The 15695-nt window shown below is 59.1% G+C and carries 16 protein-coding genes; 13 read left to right on the top strand and 3 right to left on the bottom strand.

Annotated features, from left to right (window positions below; genetic code table 11):
- Positions 1 to 10: 10 nt before the first annotated feature.
- Entirely contained in the window at positions 11 to 586 is a 576-nt protein-coding gene (locus DXD94_RS04465) for a hypothetical protein (protein WP_117763354.1), read from the bottom strand.
- A 136-nt stretch (positions 587 to 722) separates the two neighbouring features.
- Between DXD94_RS04465 and trxA the strand changes: the two genes are divergently transcribed.
- The 12 genes from trxA to DXD94_RS04405 all read left to right on the top strand — a co-directional run bounded on the left by trxA (position 723) and on the right by DXD94_RS04405 (position 11927).
- Positions 723 to 1043 (top strand): thioredoxin, encoded by a 321-nt coding sequence (gene trxA / locus DXD94_RS04460; protein WP_117735375.1) that lies wholly within the window; start codon positions 723 to 725, stop codon positions 1041 to 1043.
- Between the two features lie 231 nt (positions 1044 to 1274).
- Positions 1275 to 1523 carry a hypothetical protein gene (locus DXD94_RS04455; protein ID WP_117763353.1) on the top strand — a complete coding sequence of 83 codons (249 nt, stop codon included), beginning with the start codon at positions 1275 to 1277 and terminating at the stop codon, positions 1521 to 1523.
- Between the two features lies 1 nt (position 1524).
- A complete protein-coding gene (gene nikR, locus DXD94_RS04450; protein WP_117763352.1) occupies positions 1525 to 2037 on the top strand; it encodes a nickel-responsive transcriptional regulator NikR in 513 nt (170 codons plus the stop codon).
- Between the two features lie 103 nt (positions 2038 to 2140).
- Positions 2141 to 4825, top strand: a complete 2685-nt coding sequence (gene hypF, locus DXD94_RS04445) for a carbamoyltransferase HypF (RefSeq protein WP_117763351.1) — start codon at positions 2141 to 2143, stop codon at positions 4823 to 4825.
- A gap of 131 nt (positions 4826 to 4956) precedes the next feature.
- Positions 4957 to 5217 carry a HypC/HybG/HupF family hydrogenase formation chaperone gene (locus tag DXD94_RS04440; protein ID WP_117763350.1) on the top strand — a complete coding sequence of 87 codons (261 nt, stop codon included), beginning with the start codon at positions 4957 to 4959 and terminating at the stop codon, positions 5215 to 5217.
- On the top strand, positions 5217 to 6329 hold the full coding sequence (gene hypD, locus DXD94_RS04435) for a hydrogenase formation protein HypD (RefSeq protein ID WP_117763349.1): 1113 nt from the start codon (positions 5217 to 5219) through the stop codon (positions 6327 to 6329). Before DXD94_RS04440 ends, hypD begins: the two co-directional genes overlap by 1 nt.
- Before the next feature lie 49 nt (positions 6330 to 6378).
- On the top strand, positions 6379 to 7413 hold the full coding sequence (hypE, locus tag DXD94_RS04430; protein WP_117763348.1) for a hydrogenase expression/formation protein HypE: 1035 nt from the start codon (positions 6379 to 6381) through the stop codon (positions 7411 to 7413).
- 105 nt (positions 7414 to 7518) lie between these two features.
- The gene (locus DXD94_RS04425; protein WP_117763347.1) at positions 7519 to 8187 is read left to right on the top strand and encodes an HAD family hydrolase; all 669 of its coding nucleotides are present in this window, start codon (positions 7519 to 7521) and stop codon (positions 8185 to 8187) included.
- 152 nt (positions 8188 to 8339) lie between these two features.
- A complete protein-coding gene (locus DXD94_RS04420) occupies positions 8340 to 8876 on the top strand; it encodes a hypothetical protein (protein WP_117763346.1) in 537 nt (178 codons plus the stop codon).
- A 65-nt stretch (positions 8877 to 8941) separates the two neighbouring features.
- Positions 8942 to 10126 (top strand): Ltp family lipoprotein, encoded by a 1185-nt coding sequence (locus DXD94_RS04415; protein ID WP_117763345.1) that lies wholly within the window; start codon positions 8942 to 8944, stop codon positions 10124 to 10126.
- 24 nt (positions 10127 to 10150) lie between these two features.
- A complete protein-coding gene (locus DXD94_RS04410) occupies positions 10151 to 11017 on the top strand; it encodes a hypothetical protein (RefSeq protein WP_117763344.1) in 867 nt (288 codons plus the stop codon).
- Positions 11018 to 11063: 46 nt separating this feature from the next.
- Entirely contained in the window at positions 11064 to 11927 is an 864-nt protein-coding gene (locus DXD94_RS04405; protein ID WP_117763343.1) for a tol-pal system YbgF family protein, read from the top strand.
- A gap of 222 nt (positions 11928 to 12149) precedes the next feature.
- On the opposite strand, the gene DXD94_RS04400 is transcribed toward DXD94_RS04405, so the two are convergent.
- The gene (locus tag DXD94_RS04400; RefSeq protein WP_117763342.1) at positions 12150 to 12707 is read right to left on the bottom strand and encodes a hypothetical protein; all 558 of its coding nucleotides are present in this window, start codon (positions 12705 to 12707) and stop codon (positions 12150 to 12152) included.
- A gap of 453 nt (positions 12708 to 13160) precedes the next feature.
- On the opposite strand from DXD94_RS04400, the gene DXD94_RS04395 reads away from it, so the two are divergent.
- Positions 13161 to 14828, top strand: a complete 1668-nt coding sequence (locus tag DXD94_RS04395; RefSeq protein WP_117763341.1) for an RNA-binding domain-containing protein — start codon at positions 13161 to 13163, stop codon at positions 14826 to 14828.
- 283 nt (positions 14829 to 15111) lie between these two features.
- On the opposite strand, the gene DXD94_RS04390 is transcribed toward DXD94_RS04395, so the two are convergent.
- Complete coding sequence (locus DXD94_RS04390; RefSeq protein WP_117763340.1) at positions 15112 to 15648, bottom strand: PTS glucose transporter subunit IIA; 537 nt, start codon at positions 15646 to 15648, stop codon at positions 15112 to 15114.
- Positions 15649 to 15695 lie beyond the last annotated feature (47 nt).

Raw genomic sequence — 15695 nt, 5'->3', positions numbered from 1 at the left:
GCCAGCCTCGCTACAGCGGTGCAGCCGCCGGGGTCAGCTGCTTAATGTAGGCCCACATGCGCTGCTTAGCGGCCTTGTCGGCGAGTGCCGCCTCAAAGCCGTCGAGCGCGAGCACGCGGCGGCCCTGCACATGGGCGACCAGGCCGGGCTTGAGCATGGCGGTATCGAAGTCATCGATCGCCACGAGCATATCGGCGTAGGTCTCGCGCATGGCATCAGCCGCGTTGTTGTCGAGCAGTAGCACCGCCTCGGGGTCCAAGGCCTCAAGCGCCTCGCGGAACAGCTCGCACGGCAGAGTCTCGCCCACCGCGACCGCTCCGTCACCCGCGCCGGCGACGCTTGCCAGCACGCAAAAATCCTCGGGCGCGTAGCCGATGGCCCCAAGCGCCTTGCGCAACGCCGCGCCATCCGGGCCGGCGGCAAGCTCGCCACCCAAACGTTCGGCCTCGTCCAAATCGCCTTTGACCAGTACGATCGGCGAGCACGCGTTGCCCGCGATACGCACACCGCGATCTGCAAGCGACGCGAGCTCCTGCTCAGTCGCCTGAGCGATGGCTTCTTTTTTCTGGCTTTGTGACGTGGGCATGCGCTCTCCAATCGTTTGCGTGCCCACCATTATATAAAAGAGCCGCCCGCGAGTGGTTGCTTTGCGGGCGGCTGGGTATAAGCACGGTCGTACTGAGTTTTACGCGGCTGAGCCGCATCACATTATGGAGGTCACCATGGCTGACATTAAGCAGATTACCCCCGAGAATTTCGATTCCGTCGTTAACGACAGCCTGCCCGTGCTGGTCGATTTTTGGGCACCGTGGTGCGGTCCCTGCCGCTCACTCTCGCCCATCGTTGACGAGGTTGCCGACGAGCTGGCGGGTAAGCTTGCCGTTGCCAAATGCAACGTCGACGACAACCAGGACCTGGCCATGAAGTATGGCGTCATGAGCATCCCCACGCTGATTGTGTTTAAGAACGGCGAGGAGATTGACCGCTCGGTCGGCGCGCTGCCCAAGGCGAGGCTGCAGGCGCTGCTGGAGAAGCACCTGTAATACGCTTGTTACATGTTGCCGTCTGTCTGCCGTCCATGAGCGCTTTTGCACCGCTCGCCGGAGATCCGGGTGCTGCGCCCGCGACCACGGATAGTATGGTAGTCACAAACAGCCCCCAGTGAACGGGTGCGGGCCGCACAGACTCGCACCCGTTTTCTTATGCAGCTGCGCGCAGAGCGGGCGTAGTAAAATCTGAACCACTGAACTGCCCCATACAAAAGGAGATTTCCCATGCATGATGTTGGAATGAACATGAGCCAGCTTGCCATGAGCGTCAAGCAGGTCGACGACACCATCGAGCTCGCTCACGAGTGGAGCCATCAGCTGCTGCATGCGACCGAGAATTTTAACATGGAGCGCATCGGCGCCAAGCTCGAGGCCGCCATGGCCGCGCTGCACGAGGCGCACGACGCACTCGAGGGCTACGAAGAGGCCATCGAGGCCGACCACAACTCCGTCGGCTCCGTGAAGCTGGTGTAAGGTGGCCGAACACGAGCACGGCTGCGGGTACGAGCACGAGCATCCGCACGGGGCGGACGGTGACGCGGGCTGCCACTGTAGTGGCTCCGGCTCCGAGCTCGTCCGTTTTTCGGTTACCGCACCCGACGACCTGCTGCGCCGTTTTGACGAGCAAATCGCACGCCGCGGCGACGTGGCCAACCGCTCCGAGGCGGTGCGCGACCTGATTCGCACATCGATCGCCAAGGAGCAGATGCGCACGCCCGATGAGCATGTTATCGGGTCGCTCACCATGATCTACGACCATCACACCGGCGATCTGACGCGCCGTCTGGACGAGGTGCAGCACGACTACACCGACGAGATCGTATCGACCATGCACGTGCATCTGGATCACCACAACTGCTTGGAGATTCTGGCGCTTAAGGGTCGCGGCGAGCGCGTCTACGAGCTGGCCGACCGTCTGCTGGGCCTGCGCGGCGTTAAGCACGGCGAGCTCACGTGTGCCGCAACCAGGCAGAGCCTGGGGCTGTAGCGCACCTACCAAAAAGTGACAGGTTTGTTTTGGCAGATTTAGAAGTTTTACCTACCAAAATAAACCTGTCCCTTTTTGGTAGGTTTTGATGAGGGAAGGTCGCATGCGGCATGTGCATATTCATGTGACGGGCATTGTGCAGGGCGTTGGCATGCGGCCGTTTGTGTATCGCGAGGCCATGGCGCATGGCATTTGCGGATGGGTGCTCAATGCAGGCGACGGCGTGCATATCGAGGCGCACGCTCCGGTCGATGCGCTCGATGCTTTTGTTGCCGCGCTTTCTGAGCATGCGCCTGCGGCGGCTCGCGTTGAGCATGTCTATATTGCGGATTTGGAGCCTGGCGACTGGGGCGCTGCCGATGAGCAGGGCTTTCGCATTGTGGCATCGCAAGATCAAACCGCTCACACCACGCTCATTTCGCCCGATATCGCCACCTGTGACGATTGCCTGCGTGAGCTGTTCGACCCCGCCGATCGGCGCTATCACTACCCCTTTATCAACTGCACCAACTGCGGGCCGCGCTTTACCATCATCCGCTCGCTGCCCTATGACCGAGCGGCCACGTCGATGGATCACTTTCCTATGTGCCCCACCTGCGCCGCAGAGTATGCTGACCCGCTCGACCGGCGCTTTCATGCGCAGCCCGATGCCTGCTTTGAGTGCGGACCGCACATTACGTGGCGTGAGGCGGATCGCGGCGTGGTGCCAGCGGCCGTCGACGCAACGCCGGCTATCGGCTCCACGCGCGAGGCCAGCGATGCAATCATCGACCGCTGCACCGAGCTGCTGGCCGGCGGCGGCATCGTCGCCATCAAGGGCCTGGGCGGATTCCACTTGGCATGCGACGCCGCCAACGAACAAGCGGTGCGCGAACTGCGCCGTCGCAAACGCCGCAGCAACAAACCACTTGCCGTTATGGTGCGCGGTCTTGCCGACGCCGAGTGTCTGTGTCATATCGATAGTGTTGAGCGCGACCTGCTGGCTGGCAGTGTTCGTCCCATTGTGCTGTTGCACCGCCGTGCAGCCGGCAACGACTCCCATGGCTCGCCCGACGCCATCGAGCTCGCGTCATCTGTCACGCACGACTTGCCCGAGCTTGGCGTTATGCTCCCCTACACCCCGCTTCAGCATTTGCTGCTCGCCGCAACCGCGTCGCGCGGCATGCGCGCACTTGTCATGACCAGCGGAAACCTGAGCGAAGAGCCCATCGAGACCGACGACGATCTTGCCTGGGAACACCTCGTTGCCGCCGGCATCGCCGACGCGTTGCTCGGCAACGACCGCGCGATCCTCTCGCGCTACGACGACTCCGTGGTGCGCGTGGTCGACGGCGCCATTATGCCCGTGCGCCGTGCCCGCGGATACGCTCCGCAGCCGTTACCGCTGCCGGCATGTGACGGCACTGCACCCTGCGTGCTCGCCTGCGGCCCGCAGCAAAAGACCACGATTGCGCTCACGCGTGAAGGGACGAACGGCGAGGCTACCTGTTTTGTATCGCAGCATATCGGCGATGTCGAAAACGGCAAGACCTTCGATGCCTGGAACGCCGCGCGCACGCGCCTGGAAGATCTCTTTGACTTGGCGCCCGCCGCCTTGGCCTGCGATTTACACCCCAGCTATCTATCGAGCCAGTGGGCGCGCGAGCAGGCACGAAAATGCAATCTGTCGCTCGTCGAGGTGCAGCACCATCATGCGCATATCGCAAGCGTAATGGCCGAGGCTATCGCCGCGGCCCAGCTTACAACCGACGCGCGTGTCCTTGGCATCGCCTTTGACGGCACCGGCGCCGGCACCGATGGGACCATTTGGGGCGGCGAGTTTCTTGTCGCCGACCTTGCTGACTTTGAGCGCGCAGCGCATCTGCGCACTTGGGCCCTACCCGGTGGCGTAGCGTCCGTACGCGACGCTCGACGCAACGCCTTTGCCCTGCTCAGCGAACTTTGCCTACTCGAGCACCCAGGCACCGCTCGGCTTTTGGACAGCCTCGACGAGCAAACGCGCAGCGTGACAGCCACCATGATCGAGCGCGGTATCAACAGCCCGCGTACCAGCAGCATGGGGCGTCTCTTTGATGCCGCGGCAGCGATTCTGGGCATCTGCGACAAGGCAACCTACGAGGGCGAACCCGCCATAGAACTCGAATCCGCCGCCTGGCGCGCGCTTGACGGCGAAATCAGCCGTTTCGCTGGCAATCAGGCGGGCGTATCGGCATCCGTCTCAACGTCGCTGGACAGTTTGTTCAGATACGTATTAACTACTAACCCCCTATCTGGCATTTTTGCCTCAGATTTTGCCAAAAAAGGCTCTCCGGACACCCTATTTGCGCCAAGCGCACCCGGCACAGGCCCCAAATCGACCCATTTTGAGTCCTCACAGACGACTTTTGCCACCCAGAGCCGCTCTAAAAAATACGTATCTGAACTAACTGTCCAGGCTGCCTCGGACAGCCCTTTCGTTCTGGACCCCAAGCCACTTTTTGAGGCACTTTTGAGCAGAATCGAGACCGGAGAATCCGCCGACCGGCTCGCGCTCGGGTTCCATATCGCCATCGCGCGCTCTTCGGCACGAATCGCACGCGAAATCTGCGCGCGCGAGGGCATCGATACCGTCGCGCTCTCGGGCGGCGTGTTCATGAACCGACTTTTGCTTCAGCTCCTTACCCACGAACTCAAAGACGTCGGTCTTGCCGTTTTGGTCCCCCACGCTGTACCCGTCAACGACGGCTGCATCGCCTACGGTCAGGCCGCCATCGCTCGCGCTCGCCTCGCGCAGACGGCGTTGCGATAGGCTGTTTTGCCAGCCTGCGCGCCGCCGTCTCACAGGTGTAACGCGTTTGCTCGTGACTCCCGCGAGCGCTACCATCATCTGATGGGTAATTAAGCGCCTATCCAGCGCAAAACGTATAAAAGGGGAACATTATGTGCCTTGCCGTTCCCGGTAAAGTAGTCAAACGCGACGACGACCTCAAGGCCACCGTCGACATGATGGGCATCGAGCGCCCTGTCTCGCTGAGACTCGTGCCGACGGCGCAGGTAGGCGACTATGTTCTCGTACACGCCGGCTTTGGCATCCAGATTGTCGATAAGCAGGAAGCACAAGAGACGCTCGAGCTGGTTAACGCCATGACCGAACTGGGCGAAGAAGACCAGTTGGCCATCAACCCGGCGGAGGCTTACTAGTGGCGCCCGAGCAGCCGGTTCGCTCCGGTATCGACTTTTCGGCATTTCGCGACCCCAAGCTGGCTCGCGAGCTCATCGATCGTATTCATGAGCTTGTCAGCGACCGCGCCATCAACCTTATGGAAGTCTGCGGCACGCATACCGTGAGCATCGGACGCTATGGCTTTCGCTCCATTATGCCGACGGGACTCAAACTGCTAAGCGGCCCGGGTTGCCCCGTCTGCGTTACCGCCAACCGCGATATCGACCATGCAATCGCGCTCGCCAAGATGGACGGCGCCATCATCACCACCTTTGGCGACATGATGCGCGTGCCCGGGTCGTCTACCTCGCTTGCCGCGCAAAAGGCGGCGGGGCGCGACATCCGCATCGTCTACTCTCCGCTCGACGCACTCGACATTGCCGAGCATAATCCCGAACGCCCGGTCATCTTTATGGGTGTCGGCTTTGAGACCACAACGCCCACCATTGCCGCCGCTATCCTGGAGGCTGACGCGCGCGGGCTCCAGAACTTCTCGGTCTACTGTGCTCACAAGACCACGCCGCCGGCTCTGCGTGCGATCTCCAACGACCCCGAGACGACCATCGACGGCTTTATCCTGCCTGGTCACGTCGTTACCATCACAGGCCTGGCACCCTTTAGGTTTTTGGTCGATGAGTTCGAGACCCCCGGCGTAGTCACCGGGTTTGAGCCGGTCGATATCTTGCAGGGTATTTGCATGCTGGTCCAGATGGTTGTCGAGAGCAGGCCGGCGATCGACAACGCCTACCGCCGCGGTGTCAATGCGAACGGCAACCCCGTGGCGCGCCAACTGGTCGAGCAGGTGTTTGAGCCGTGCGACACCACATGGCGCGGTCTGGGGCCGATTGCCGGCTCGGGCCTCGTCATTCGTCCCGAGTTTTCGCACTTTGACGCCCGTACCCGCTTTGACGTGCCTGTTGAAGCGACAATCGAGCCACGTGGGTGCCGCTGCGGCGACGTGTTGCGCGGAGCCATTACGCCGAGCGACTGCCCTCTGTTCGGCCACGCTTGTACACCCGAGCATCCCGTCGGCCCCTGCATGGTGAGCTCTGAGGGCAGTTGCGCGGCGTACTACCGTTACCGAGTCTAGCCCGAACGCCCTCCGCGCACTGACACCTCCCACGATTGGAGTTTTCGATATGTCCCATAGTGTCACCAATAGCACTGTCCTGCTGGGCCACGGCTCGGGCGGGCAGATGATGAAGCGCATCATCGACGAGGTCTTTCTGGATGCCTTTGGGTCGCCCGAGCTGCTTGAGGGCAACGATGCCGGCGTCGCCGCGCTGCCCGCGAGCGGGCGCATCGCCATGTCGACCGACAGCTTTGTAGTCTCGCCGCAGTTCTTCCCCGGCGGCAATATCGGCCGCCTCGCCGTATGCGGCACCGTCAACGACGTCGCGACCTCGGGCGCCAACGTGCGCTATCTGTCGTGTGGTTTTATCCTCGAAGAGGGCTATCCCATGGATAAGCTGCGCCAGATCGTGCAGACCATGGCCGAGACCGCGCGCGAGGCTGGCGTGGCGATCATCACCGGCGACACCAAAGTGGTCGAGTGTGGCGGAGCCGACGGCGTCTACATCAATACCGCCGGCGTGGGCGAGGTGCCCGCGGGCATGGCGCTCTCTGGCGCAAACTGTCAGCCCGGCGACGTCATCCTGGTGTCGGGTACACTCGGCGACCACGGCATCGCCATCATGAGCCAACGCGAGGGTCTGGCGTTTTCGAGCACCATCGAAAGCGATGCCGCGCCGCTCAACCACCTGATCGCCGACGTACTGGCCGCAGCGCCCGACACGCGCTGCTTCCGCGACCCCACGCGCGGTGGCCTGGCGTCCACACTCAACGAGTTTGCTCAGGCCAGCGGCGTTGCCATGGAGGTCGACGAGGATGCCGTGCCCGTGCGCCCCGACGTGCAGGCAGCCTGCGAGATGCTCGGCTACGATGTGCTGCAGGTGGCAAACGAGGGCAAGATGGTCGCCGTGGTGCCGGCTGAGCAGGCCGATGCCGCGCTGGCGGCCATGCGCGCCGCCCGCTACGGAGAGAACGCTGCCATTATCGGCCGCGTGCTGCCGCTTGCCGAGGGCGCCCGCCCCGCCGTGCGCGTACGCACCGGCTGGGGCTCGACCCGTATCCTCGACATGCTCGTAGGAGAGCAGCTGCCGAGGATTTGCTAACGACAAAGGCTCGGGGCTATTAAAGATATTCAGATTCCAAACATGCCCGGCACGCATGCCCAGTATCATGGGGTGCGTTTTACAACTCAAGCGGCAGGAGCACCCATGGCAGCAGCTTTTTCCCATGTGATCTTTGACCTGGACGGCACCATTCTCAACACGCTCGAGGACCTAGCGGCCGCCGGCAACCATACCTGCGAGACGCACGGCTGGCCCACGTTTGCCGTAGACGAGTACCGCTACAAGGTGGGAAACGGCATGCTCAAGCTGGTCGAACGCTTTATGCCTGCCGAGTATGCGGGCGACGGTCGCGCCTTTGAGCAGACGCTTGCCGAGTTTAGGGCTTATTACGGCGAGCACAAGGAGGACCACACCGCCCCCTATGCCGGTACGATCGAGATGCTCGACCGCCTGCGCGCCGCGGGTGTGCAGCTTGCCGTGCTCACCAACAAGGACCATGTCTCGGCCGCCCCGCTTATCGAGAAGTATTTTGGTTCCGAGCGCTTTGCGCTGGTACAGGGCCGCGTCGATGCGTTTCCGCCCAAGCCCGAAGCGCCCGTCACGCTGCATGTGATGCAAGAGCTGGGCGCCGATCCGGCGACCACGCTCTATGTGGGCGATTCCAATGTTGATGTTTTAACCGGCCACAACGCCGGTCTTAAGAGTGCGGGCGTCAGCTGGGGCTTCCGCGGTCGCGGCGAACTCGAGGCCGCCGGCGCCGACTACGTGGTGGACACGCAGGAAGAACTCGCGACGCTGATTCTGGGCGAGTAGCAAAGAGGCCACCGCTCAGATAGCTTCTTATTTACCCATGATCCCATCTTAATAAACTCACCAAACAAACGTCATCCTCTCCCTATGTATCAATGGAAAAAAGGGGTCTCAACACCAATTTGCCGCTCACCTGGCATTAGAGGCCGTCCAATTTGTTGCTCAACAAATTGGACGGCCTCATTGTTATGCTGGGCATGATCGACATTCCCATAGAACTCGAAGGGAAGGGACCCATGCCGTCTCCAGCAGAACCGGTATTTAACCGACGCAGCCTCACAAAGGCACTCGCCCTGAGCATGCTTGTCGTTCCCGCGGCTCTCACCACGGGCTGCATCGACGAAAAGAAACAGACCGCCAGGGCACTTGTCGGCAGCTATGAACTCACCCGCGCAGGCGACGCGTCCGCAAGAGCCCTGCAAGCATATGGCATGCGCATCATCTTCGAGTTCAAGGATGACGGAACAGGCATGTCCACCCTCTATCTTTACGGCGATCCTGCCCAAGAAGACGAGTTTACGTGGAAGCCTACCGGCAAAAACGAGGCGAGCATGACCATCAATTCAAAAGAAAGCGTGGTCGAGCTCGATTCCGAAACGATAACTATAGGGAACGATTCGGGCGACTCAATAACCATGAAACGCATATCACAAGACAATCTTGAAGCGAAGCTCGCCGAAGACGGCGAATAATAAGCCACCACACCTGCGGAGTCACAAAACGAGTCCACCCTATAGCCAAAACAAAGGAGAGCGACATGGCCGGCACCTGTCCAAAATGCGGCAACGAGCTCAAAGAGGGTCAACGCTTTTGCAGCAACTGCGGCCATAAAACGGCAGTCGACGACAGCCCCGACAAAGCCCCGACACCCATTGCGGGGGACGAAGCCCAGGAGACTTTTGACCCGGCGATCGATTCGGCCGACGCCAAGCCCGATGACCTTCCCAATACACCGACGGAATCGATTCGACAGGACGACCCGGCCCGAACAAGCGAGCCGGCAGGCGAGCCTGCGATGCCTAATCCGGTCAACCTTGAGCCGCCGCAGGCCCAGCAGTGTGATGCCCCTCACCCCGCTCGCCATAAAAAGCGCGTCATCATCATCGCTCTTGCGCTCGCTGCCATCGTCGCCGTTATTGTCGGCATCTCCATGACCCCGGGCAACAAGCCGACCATCGCCTCAAAACCGCAGCCGCAAGGGCCGCTATCTGGAGAATGGTGCGTTGGCACATGGTACGGAGTCGCGATGAGCACGACCGGTGCCGATAACCTTGAATGGGGCGACTACACCACCGTGACACTCACCATCGATGCATCTGGCGATGCCACAATTGCCGACGATGACGAAGAGATAGCCGACGGCACATGCACCATAAGCGACGATAAAGACACCGATGGTGGCACGGTATACAAACTTGCGCTCTATATGGATGACGCCAGCGCCGCCGCCTGGTTCTTTGGCCTCGACCATCCCATGGATGCAAGCTCGCTCGCCGTCGTAATGTTCAAGCACGATACGGACAACATCTTTGTTTTCTGCAAGGATAAGACCGTGGCTGATGATTCAGCTCCGGACAGTCTCGACAGCGATTTCGACGACTCAGATAGCTCTTTCGACAGCGATTCTTCATACAGCAGCGGCTCCTCGGCAACACTGGGACAACGAAATGCGCTTGGAGACGCCAAGTCATATCTCTCCAATGTAGGCGGCTTCTCCGAGTCCGGCCTGCGCGACCAGTTGGATTTTGAAGGTTACACCTCAAGCGAAATCGACTATGCCATCGAGCATTGCGGAGCAGACTGGCGCGAGCAGTGTGCCCAAAGTGCTCAACAGTATCTCGGCAATCTCGATATGTCCCGCTCGGAGCTATATGACCAGCTTGAATTCGAGGGCTTCACCCCCGACCAGATAGCCTACGGCCTATCCAGCGTCGGCTATTAATTCGACACGAAAGGAATGATCTACATGCAGGTAAACCTTAAAAAAACTGTAACCGCCGGAATGCTGGCCATCGCGATATGCCTTGCCCCGTTTACCACCGGCTGCTCCATCGGTGGTCCCGACGAGGCGACCCAACACGTTATCGATCTGATCTCAGATATCGGCGATGTATCGCTCGAATCGGCACCCGTCGTCGAGAAAGCGCTAGGCGCCTACAACGACCTCGACGAAAGACAGCAGTCGAAAGTCGAAAACCAAAACGAGCTCAAGGCCGCAGAGAAGAAGCTTGACGAGCTGACTGCCGCCACGGTCAACGAACAGATCGCTTCGATTGGAGAGGTCACACTCGAGAAAGAGGCGGCCATTGTCGATGCCAGAAATGCCTATAACGAGCTCAGCGTAAAGCAGCAGAAGCTTGTCGGGCTGACCGATGTCCTGGACAACGCAGAAAAGCAGCTTGACGAGCTCAAAAAGCAATTTGCCGTGGGCCAAAGCGTCAAAACCGAACAATGGAGCATCACGCTGACATCGGCTACGGTAAGCGACAAGCTCGAATCGGATAAATCCCGTACATATTGGACCACCGAAGACGGCCACGCGTTTTTGGTGCTTGAGTTTGACGTGACCGCGTTGACATCCGACAAGTTGCCGGTTGACGATTACGCCATCACCGACCTGGTTGCTAATTACGAAGGTAACGACTATACGGATTGGACCATGCAATACATAGCCAACGAAATGTGGCTCTATTACAGCCACACGTATCTTGACGCAAATTTGCCCGACCACGCGTTCGTCTATACGTATGTTCCCGAAAAAGCTATCAGCGAGGGCAGCCTATCGGTCGATTTGACCCTGGGCGGAGAGGAGAAGACCATCGTCATCCGCTAAACAGCTTCCCCGTTCCATATAACCCGGCATCTCGAAAGGAAAGACAATGGAATCGAATGCCCCTGACAAAACGACGGATAATAACTCGGCTGCAACTCCTGCACCTAAAAGCACAAACAAATACATGCCCTCTAAGACCTTCGTCGTCGCGGCGATTGGCATTATTGCGGTGCTGGCAATCGTATTTGCAGTAGTTATCCCCCGAGTCAAATATTCTCAAGCCCAAGCCGCTTTCGATGAAGGCAATTACGCGCTAGCACAGCAGCTGTTTAGCGATACCAACTACAAAGACGCCTCGGATCGCGCCCAGCTGTGCCAAGGAATGACATCGCTGAAAAAGGGAAACTACAAAGACGCTATCGACACGATTGAGCCTATCGTCGATAAAATCCCCGAAAGCGCAAAGCGTTACAAAGAGGCGTGCTATCTATATGCCAACGAACTCTATGATGGCGAGGACTACGAAAAGGCAGTGGGCTATTACAAAAAAGCCGATTCGTACAAAGACTCAAAGGACCGCCTGGAAGAAGCGAAAGCGCTTGCCCGTCAGCAAGAAATCGCAAACAACTGGGACAATTTTGTTGACGAGGCATACGACGCGCTGGACCTCGCCATGGATACTATCTGGGAAGGCGTTCCCGACATTGAATGCTATTACGGGGACAACCTAGATGACCTTTCCTATACAGTCACCTTCTCCGATCCAAGCGGAGTCCTGTCTGCAGCATGGAATAGCGAAGACCCAAGCGTCAAAGAAGCAATTCAGTCAGTAACGGATGGAATGGACGGGCTGAGCAGCGATTTTCAGGCAATCGGGCAAGACAATGGCATCGATGAAATCACCTGTATCGTCACTCTCGAATCCAACGGCGCAACTCTCTATAAATCCGTCAACGGAAATACCCAGTAGCCGACTATCTTTAAGATGCCCAACGACTGGATCGCATTTTCCCAACCGCCCAACGCAACGCCGATGCAAGGGACCAGCAACGGCAGCGCCGCGGGTAAAGGACGAACAGCGAGCGAAGTCCAGGACGAACAAGCTGGCATGAAAAAGGCGAGGCATAACCTTCTGGCCATGCCTCGCCTTTCTAAATGACGGATTGTTCGTCTTGGGCAGCGCGTAGCTCCCCTAGCCCATCATCGCGTTCATCATCTCGGTGGTTGCGGAATCGTCGGCAGACCACTCGTTGTCCTCGTTGGCGGAATACTTAAAGGTGACCTTGGTGTCCTTGGGCTTGGCGGCCTTGGTCACATCGAGCATCACTTGGCCGGCCATCTTGTACAACTCGTCCTCGGAAGGCGAACCATCAAGAGCGGCAACCTTTTCTTGGTATTTGGTGGCAAAATCCCCTTGAATCTGATTCATCGACTTACAGGTAATAGTCACTTCGGCAGTGGCGGTACCCTTATCTTTATCGACCACAATATTTTCGATTTTATAGTCGAAATCCTCGAGGTAGCTCTTGACGTATTCCTCGGTTTTAATTCCGACCCTCTTAAACTCTTTCCCTGCGACCTTATTCAGGCCATCCAGAAATGATTCATCGTTATTTTTAATCTCATCAAGCTGAGCAGTCAGATCTTCGCGAATAAGTTGCTCGACCGTGGGGCTACCGCAACCGGAAAGAGCGAACACACATGCAACCACTACAGCCATCAGGGGCGCAAGCAGCAGCTTCTTTTTCATGACATTCCTCCAAACAGGCGGCGCTGAGTTCCCCGAACAGCGCACGTCGAAACGATAAGCCCATGGTAACGGCTCGGCCCAAAGCCCTCCGCCACAAAAGCGCAGGCGGCTCAATTTGACGAACGAATGACCGCAAAGCAAGCCCTCTGCAATAAAATGCGCCTGCTCGGCCCATTAGACGATATGAGTTGGACATTGGGCCCCTCCCAGTGTAGCCCTATCGTGGGTCGGACGACAATGGTCGTACCGGCAACCACGGTAGCGCGCCGCATGTGGCAGAGAGGGGTCAGCCATGTCCAATTATGTCACAGCCGTCGGACTCGACGTCCACACCAGAAGCATCTCCGCGCGCGCCTTCGACCCCCCCCCTGATTGACCTTGATTGGCAACTTCGTCGCTAAGCCCTCGATCTTTCTTATAATTGGATAAACCGCTTACTTTTTGGAGACTCCCGTGCCCAGAGAATCTACGAACGAAGACAACCTCAAGCTGCTCGACTCCCTCATAGCCAATTGGGAAAACGAAACAATTGAGTTCAAAGAGGCGAGCAATGATTTCGATACCGACAGGATCGGTCGTTATGTCTCGGCCCTGAGCAACGAGGCGAACCTCGTCGACACAAAATCCGGGTGGCTGGTGTTCGGGGTCAAGAACAAGACCAGGGTGGTCGTCGGAACAGGATACGGCACCGACCCGAAGCGCATCGATACCCTCAAGCGTCAGATAAATGACGACACCGATCCGAGCATCACCTTTCGAAGCGTTAGGACGGTCGCTCATCCGAATGGCCGGGTCCTCATGTTCGAAATCCCCTCCGCCCCCAAGGGAATACCGATTGCATGGAAAGGGCACTGGTACGGCCGCGCTGGAGAGAATACTGAACCCCTCTCTCTCGACAAGATTGACGCGATCCGTTCCCAGAGCCACCTGATGGACTGGACCGCACAGACCGTCGAAGACGCAGAACTCTCCGACCTCTCGCCGGAAGCAATCGCCGTCGCCAGGAGGGGATTCGCCGAGCACAACGCCTCGCGCATCCCCATCGAGACGATCGAGTCCTGGACCAACGAGGAGTTTCTCAGGCACGCCGGCCTCGTTACGAAACGCGGCATCACGCGCGCCTGCATCCTCCTTCTCGGTAAACCGGAGGCGTCCTACCTACTCTCTCCCCTCATGGCCGAGCTCACCTGGAAGCTCGTCGGGCAGGAGCACGCCTACGAGCACTTCGGCATCCCCTTCGTTCTCTCCACGACACGACTCTACTCGAAAATCCGCAACATAAAGATTCGGCTCCTACCCCCAGGCGAGCTGATCCAGAGGGAGGTCGAGAAGTACGACCAGGGCAGCGTGCTCGAGGCCATGCACAACTGTATAGCGCACCAGGACTACACGAGACACTCGAGAGTCAGCGTCACGGAATACCCAGACCGACTCGAGTTTACCAGCGTCGGTTCCTTCTTCGAGGGCGCCCCCGACGAGTACGCGCTAGAGGGGCACATGCCCAGGAGCTACCGGAACCCGACCCTAATCCAGGCGATGACGCAGCTGAATATGATCGACCATCTCGGATACGGAATCGAGCGGATGAACCGCTCACAGGCCAACCGATACCTTCCCCTGCCCGACTACGACCTGAGCGATCCCCGAGAAGTAAAGCTGACCATTTACGGGCGCGTAGTCGACGAGGGCTACACGAGACTGCTCATGCAGGACACCGAGCTCCCGTTCGAAGACGTGCTCGCTCTCGATCGGGTCCAGAAGGGCCATCCCATCTCTGACGCCGCGTTGAGGCGCCTTCGCAACAAGGGGCTTGTGGAGGGGAGGAGACCGCACCTCAGGGTGGCGGCTGAGGTGGCGGAGGCAACCGGCACGCGCGCGGAATACATTAAAGCCCGCGGGCAGTCCGACGAGTACTGCTGCGCCCTCATCACCGACTATCTGAAGAAACACGGGCACGCGGACCGTTCCACCATCGACGCAGTCGTTTTCCCCTCGCTCTCATCGGAGCTGAACGATGAGCAGAGACGGAACAAGGTCAAAAACCTCCTCAGCAAGCTGCGAAAGGACCGCGTTATCCATTACGAGCCCAAGGGCGAGAACAAGGGATGGGCCCTCGGATAACTCGCTTTGAATTTATCCGAGCTAGACGGCCATTCGCTGCATTTTCAGACCATATGAAGAAAGGAATCGCAGCTCATGGCGCGGATACGCATTGTCAGATTTATCCGAACTAATCCGGATTCCCCCTCAAGCATCGCCATGTCGGTTGAAGATAGATGCGCCCTGCTTCCCGCGGTAGCCCCGCGAGAGGCAGGGCCGCTTTGCAACTTGACAATGTTCAGTCCATTAAAAAAGGGCGGCCGGATAACCCGACCACCCTTGCACACCCTTTGGATGCCGCAGCTTACTTGCGGACGACCTTGACGATGGCATCGCCGGCGGCGACAGCGGAGTCGGCCTCGACGGCGAGCTCAACATCGGCAAACTCGGCGGTGTTGGACACGGCCACCACGACGCAGTCCTTATAACCGGCAGCGGCGATCTTGGCGCGGTCGATCTTGAGCATGGGCTGGCCAGCCTTCACGACGTCATCGGCCTTGACGAAGCCCTCGAAGCCGTCGCCGTTCATGTTGACGGTATCGACGCCAACGTGCACCAGGACCTCGATGCCATTATCGGACTGCAGACCCACGGCGTGACCCATGGTGACGGTCACCTTGCCGTCGCAGGGGGCATAGACCAGGTCGTCCTCGGGCCACACGGCGCAGCCCTTGCCCAGAACCTCGCCACCAAAGACGGGATCGGGCACGTCGGCCATCTTGATGACCTTGCCCTTGACGGGCGAGCACAGCACGTCGGCGCCGGCAGAAGCAGAGATGGAGGACGGAGCAGCGGCAGCCGCGGGCTCAGCCTTCTTCTTGAACATGTCAAACAGACCCATACGTTTTCTCCTCTTGATTAAGCGCAACGTTATGCGCATGCCTATGG

It is taken from the genome of Collinsella sp. TM10-22 (genome assembly GCF_003466125.1).
Lineage (GTDB): Bacteria > Actinomycetota > Coriobacteriia > Coriobacteriales > Coriobacteriaceae > Collinsella.
This window is presented reverse-complemented; position numbering and strand designations above follow the sequence as displayed.

Excerpts from the sequence above, each read along its gene's own strand:
- DXD94_RS04465 (WP_117763354.1), bottom strand. The coding sequence starts at position 586 with ATGCCCACGTCACAAAGCCAGAAAAAAGAAGCCATCGCTCAGGCGACT.
- trxA (WP_117735375.1), top strand. The coding sequence starts at position 723 with ATGGCTGACATTAAGCAGATTACCCCCGAGAATTTCGATTCCGTCGTT.
- DXD94_RS04455 (WP_117763353.1), top strand. The coding sequence starts at position 1,275 with ATGCATGATGTTGGAATGAACATGAGCCAGCTTGCCATGAGCGTCAAG.
- hypF (WP_117763351.1), top strand. The coding sequence starts at position 2,141 with ATGCGGCATGTGCATATTCATGTGACGGGCATTGTGCAGGGCGTTGGC.
- DXD94_RS04440 (WP_117763350.1), top strand. The coding sequence starts at position 4,957 with ATGTGCCTTGCCGTTCCCGGTAAAGTAGTCAAACGCGACGACGACCTC.
- hypE (WP_117763348.1), top strand. The coding sequence starts at position 6,379 with ATGTCCCATAGTGTCACCAATAGCACTGTCCTGCTGGGCCACGGCTCG.
- DXD94_RS04425 (WP_117763347.1), top strand. The coding sequence starts at position 7,519 with ATGGCAGCAGCTTTTTCCCATGTGATCTTTGACCTGGACGGCACCATT.
- DXD94_RS04415 (WP_117763345.1), top strand. The coding sequence starts at position 8,942 with ATGGCCGGCACCTGTCCAAAATGCGGCAACGAGCTCAAAGAGGGTCAA.
- DXD94_RS04410 (WP_117763344.1), top strand. The coding sequence starts at position 10,151 with ATGCAGGTAAACCTTAAAAAAACTGTAACCGCCGGAATGCTGGCCATC.
- DXD94_RS04405 (WP_117763343.1), top strand. The coding sequence starts at position 11,064 with ATGGAATCGAATGCCCCTGACAAAACGACGGATAATAACTCGGCTGCA.
- DXD94_RS04400 (WP_117763342.1), bottom strand. The coding sequence starts at position 12,707 with ATGAAAAAGAAGCTGCTGCTTGCGCCCCTGATGGCTGTAGTGGTTGCA.
- DXD94_RS04390 (WP_117763340.1), bottom strand. The coding sequence starts at position 15,648 with ATGGGTCTGTTTGACATGTTCAAGAAGAAGGCTGAGCCCGCGGCTGCC.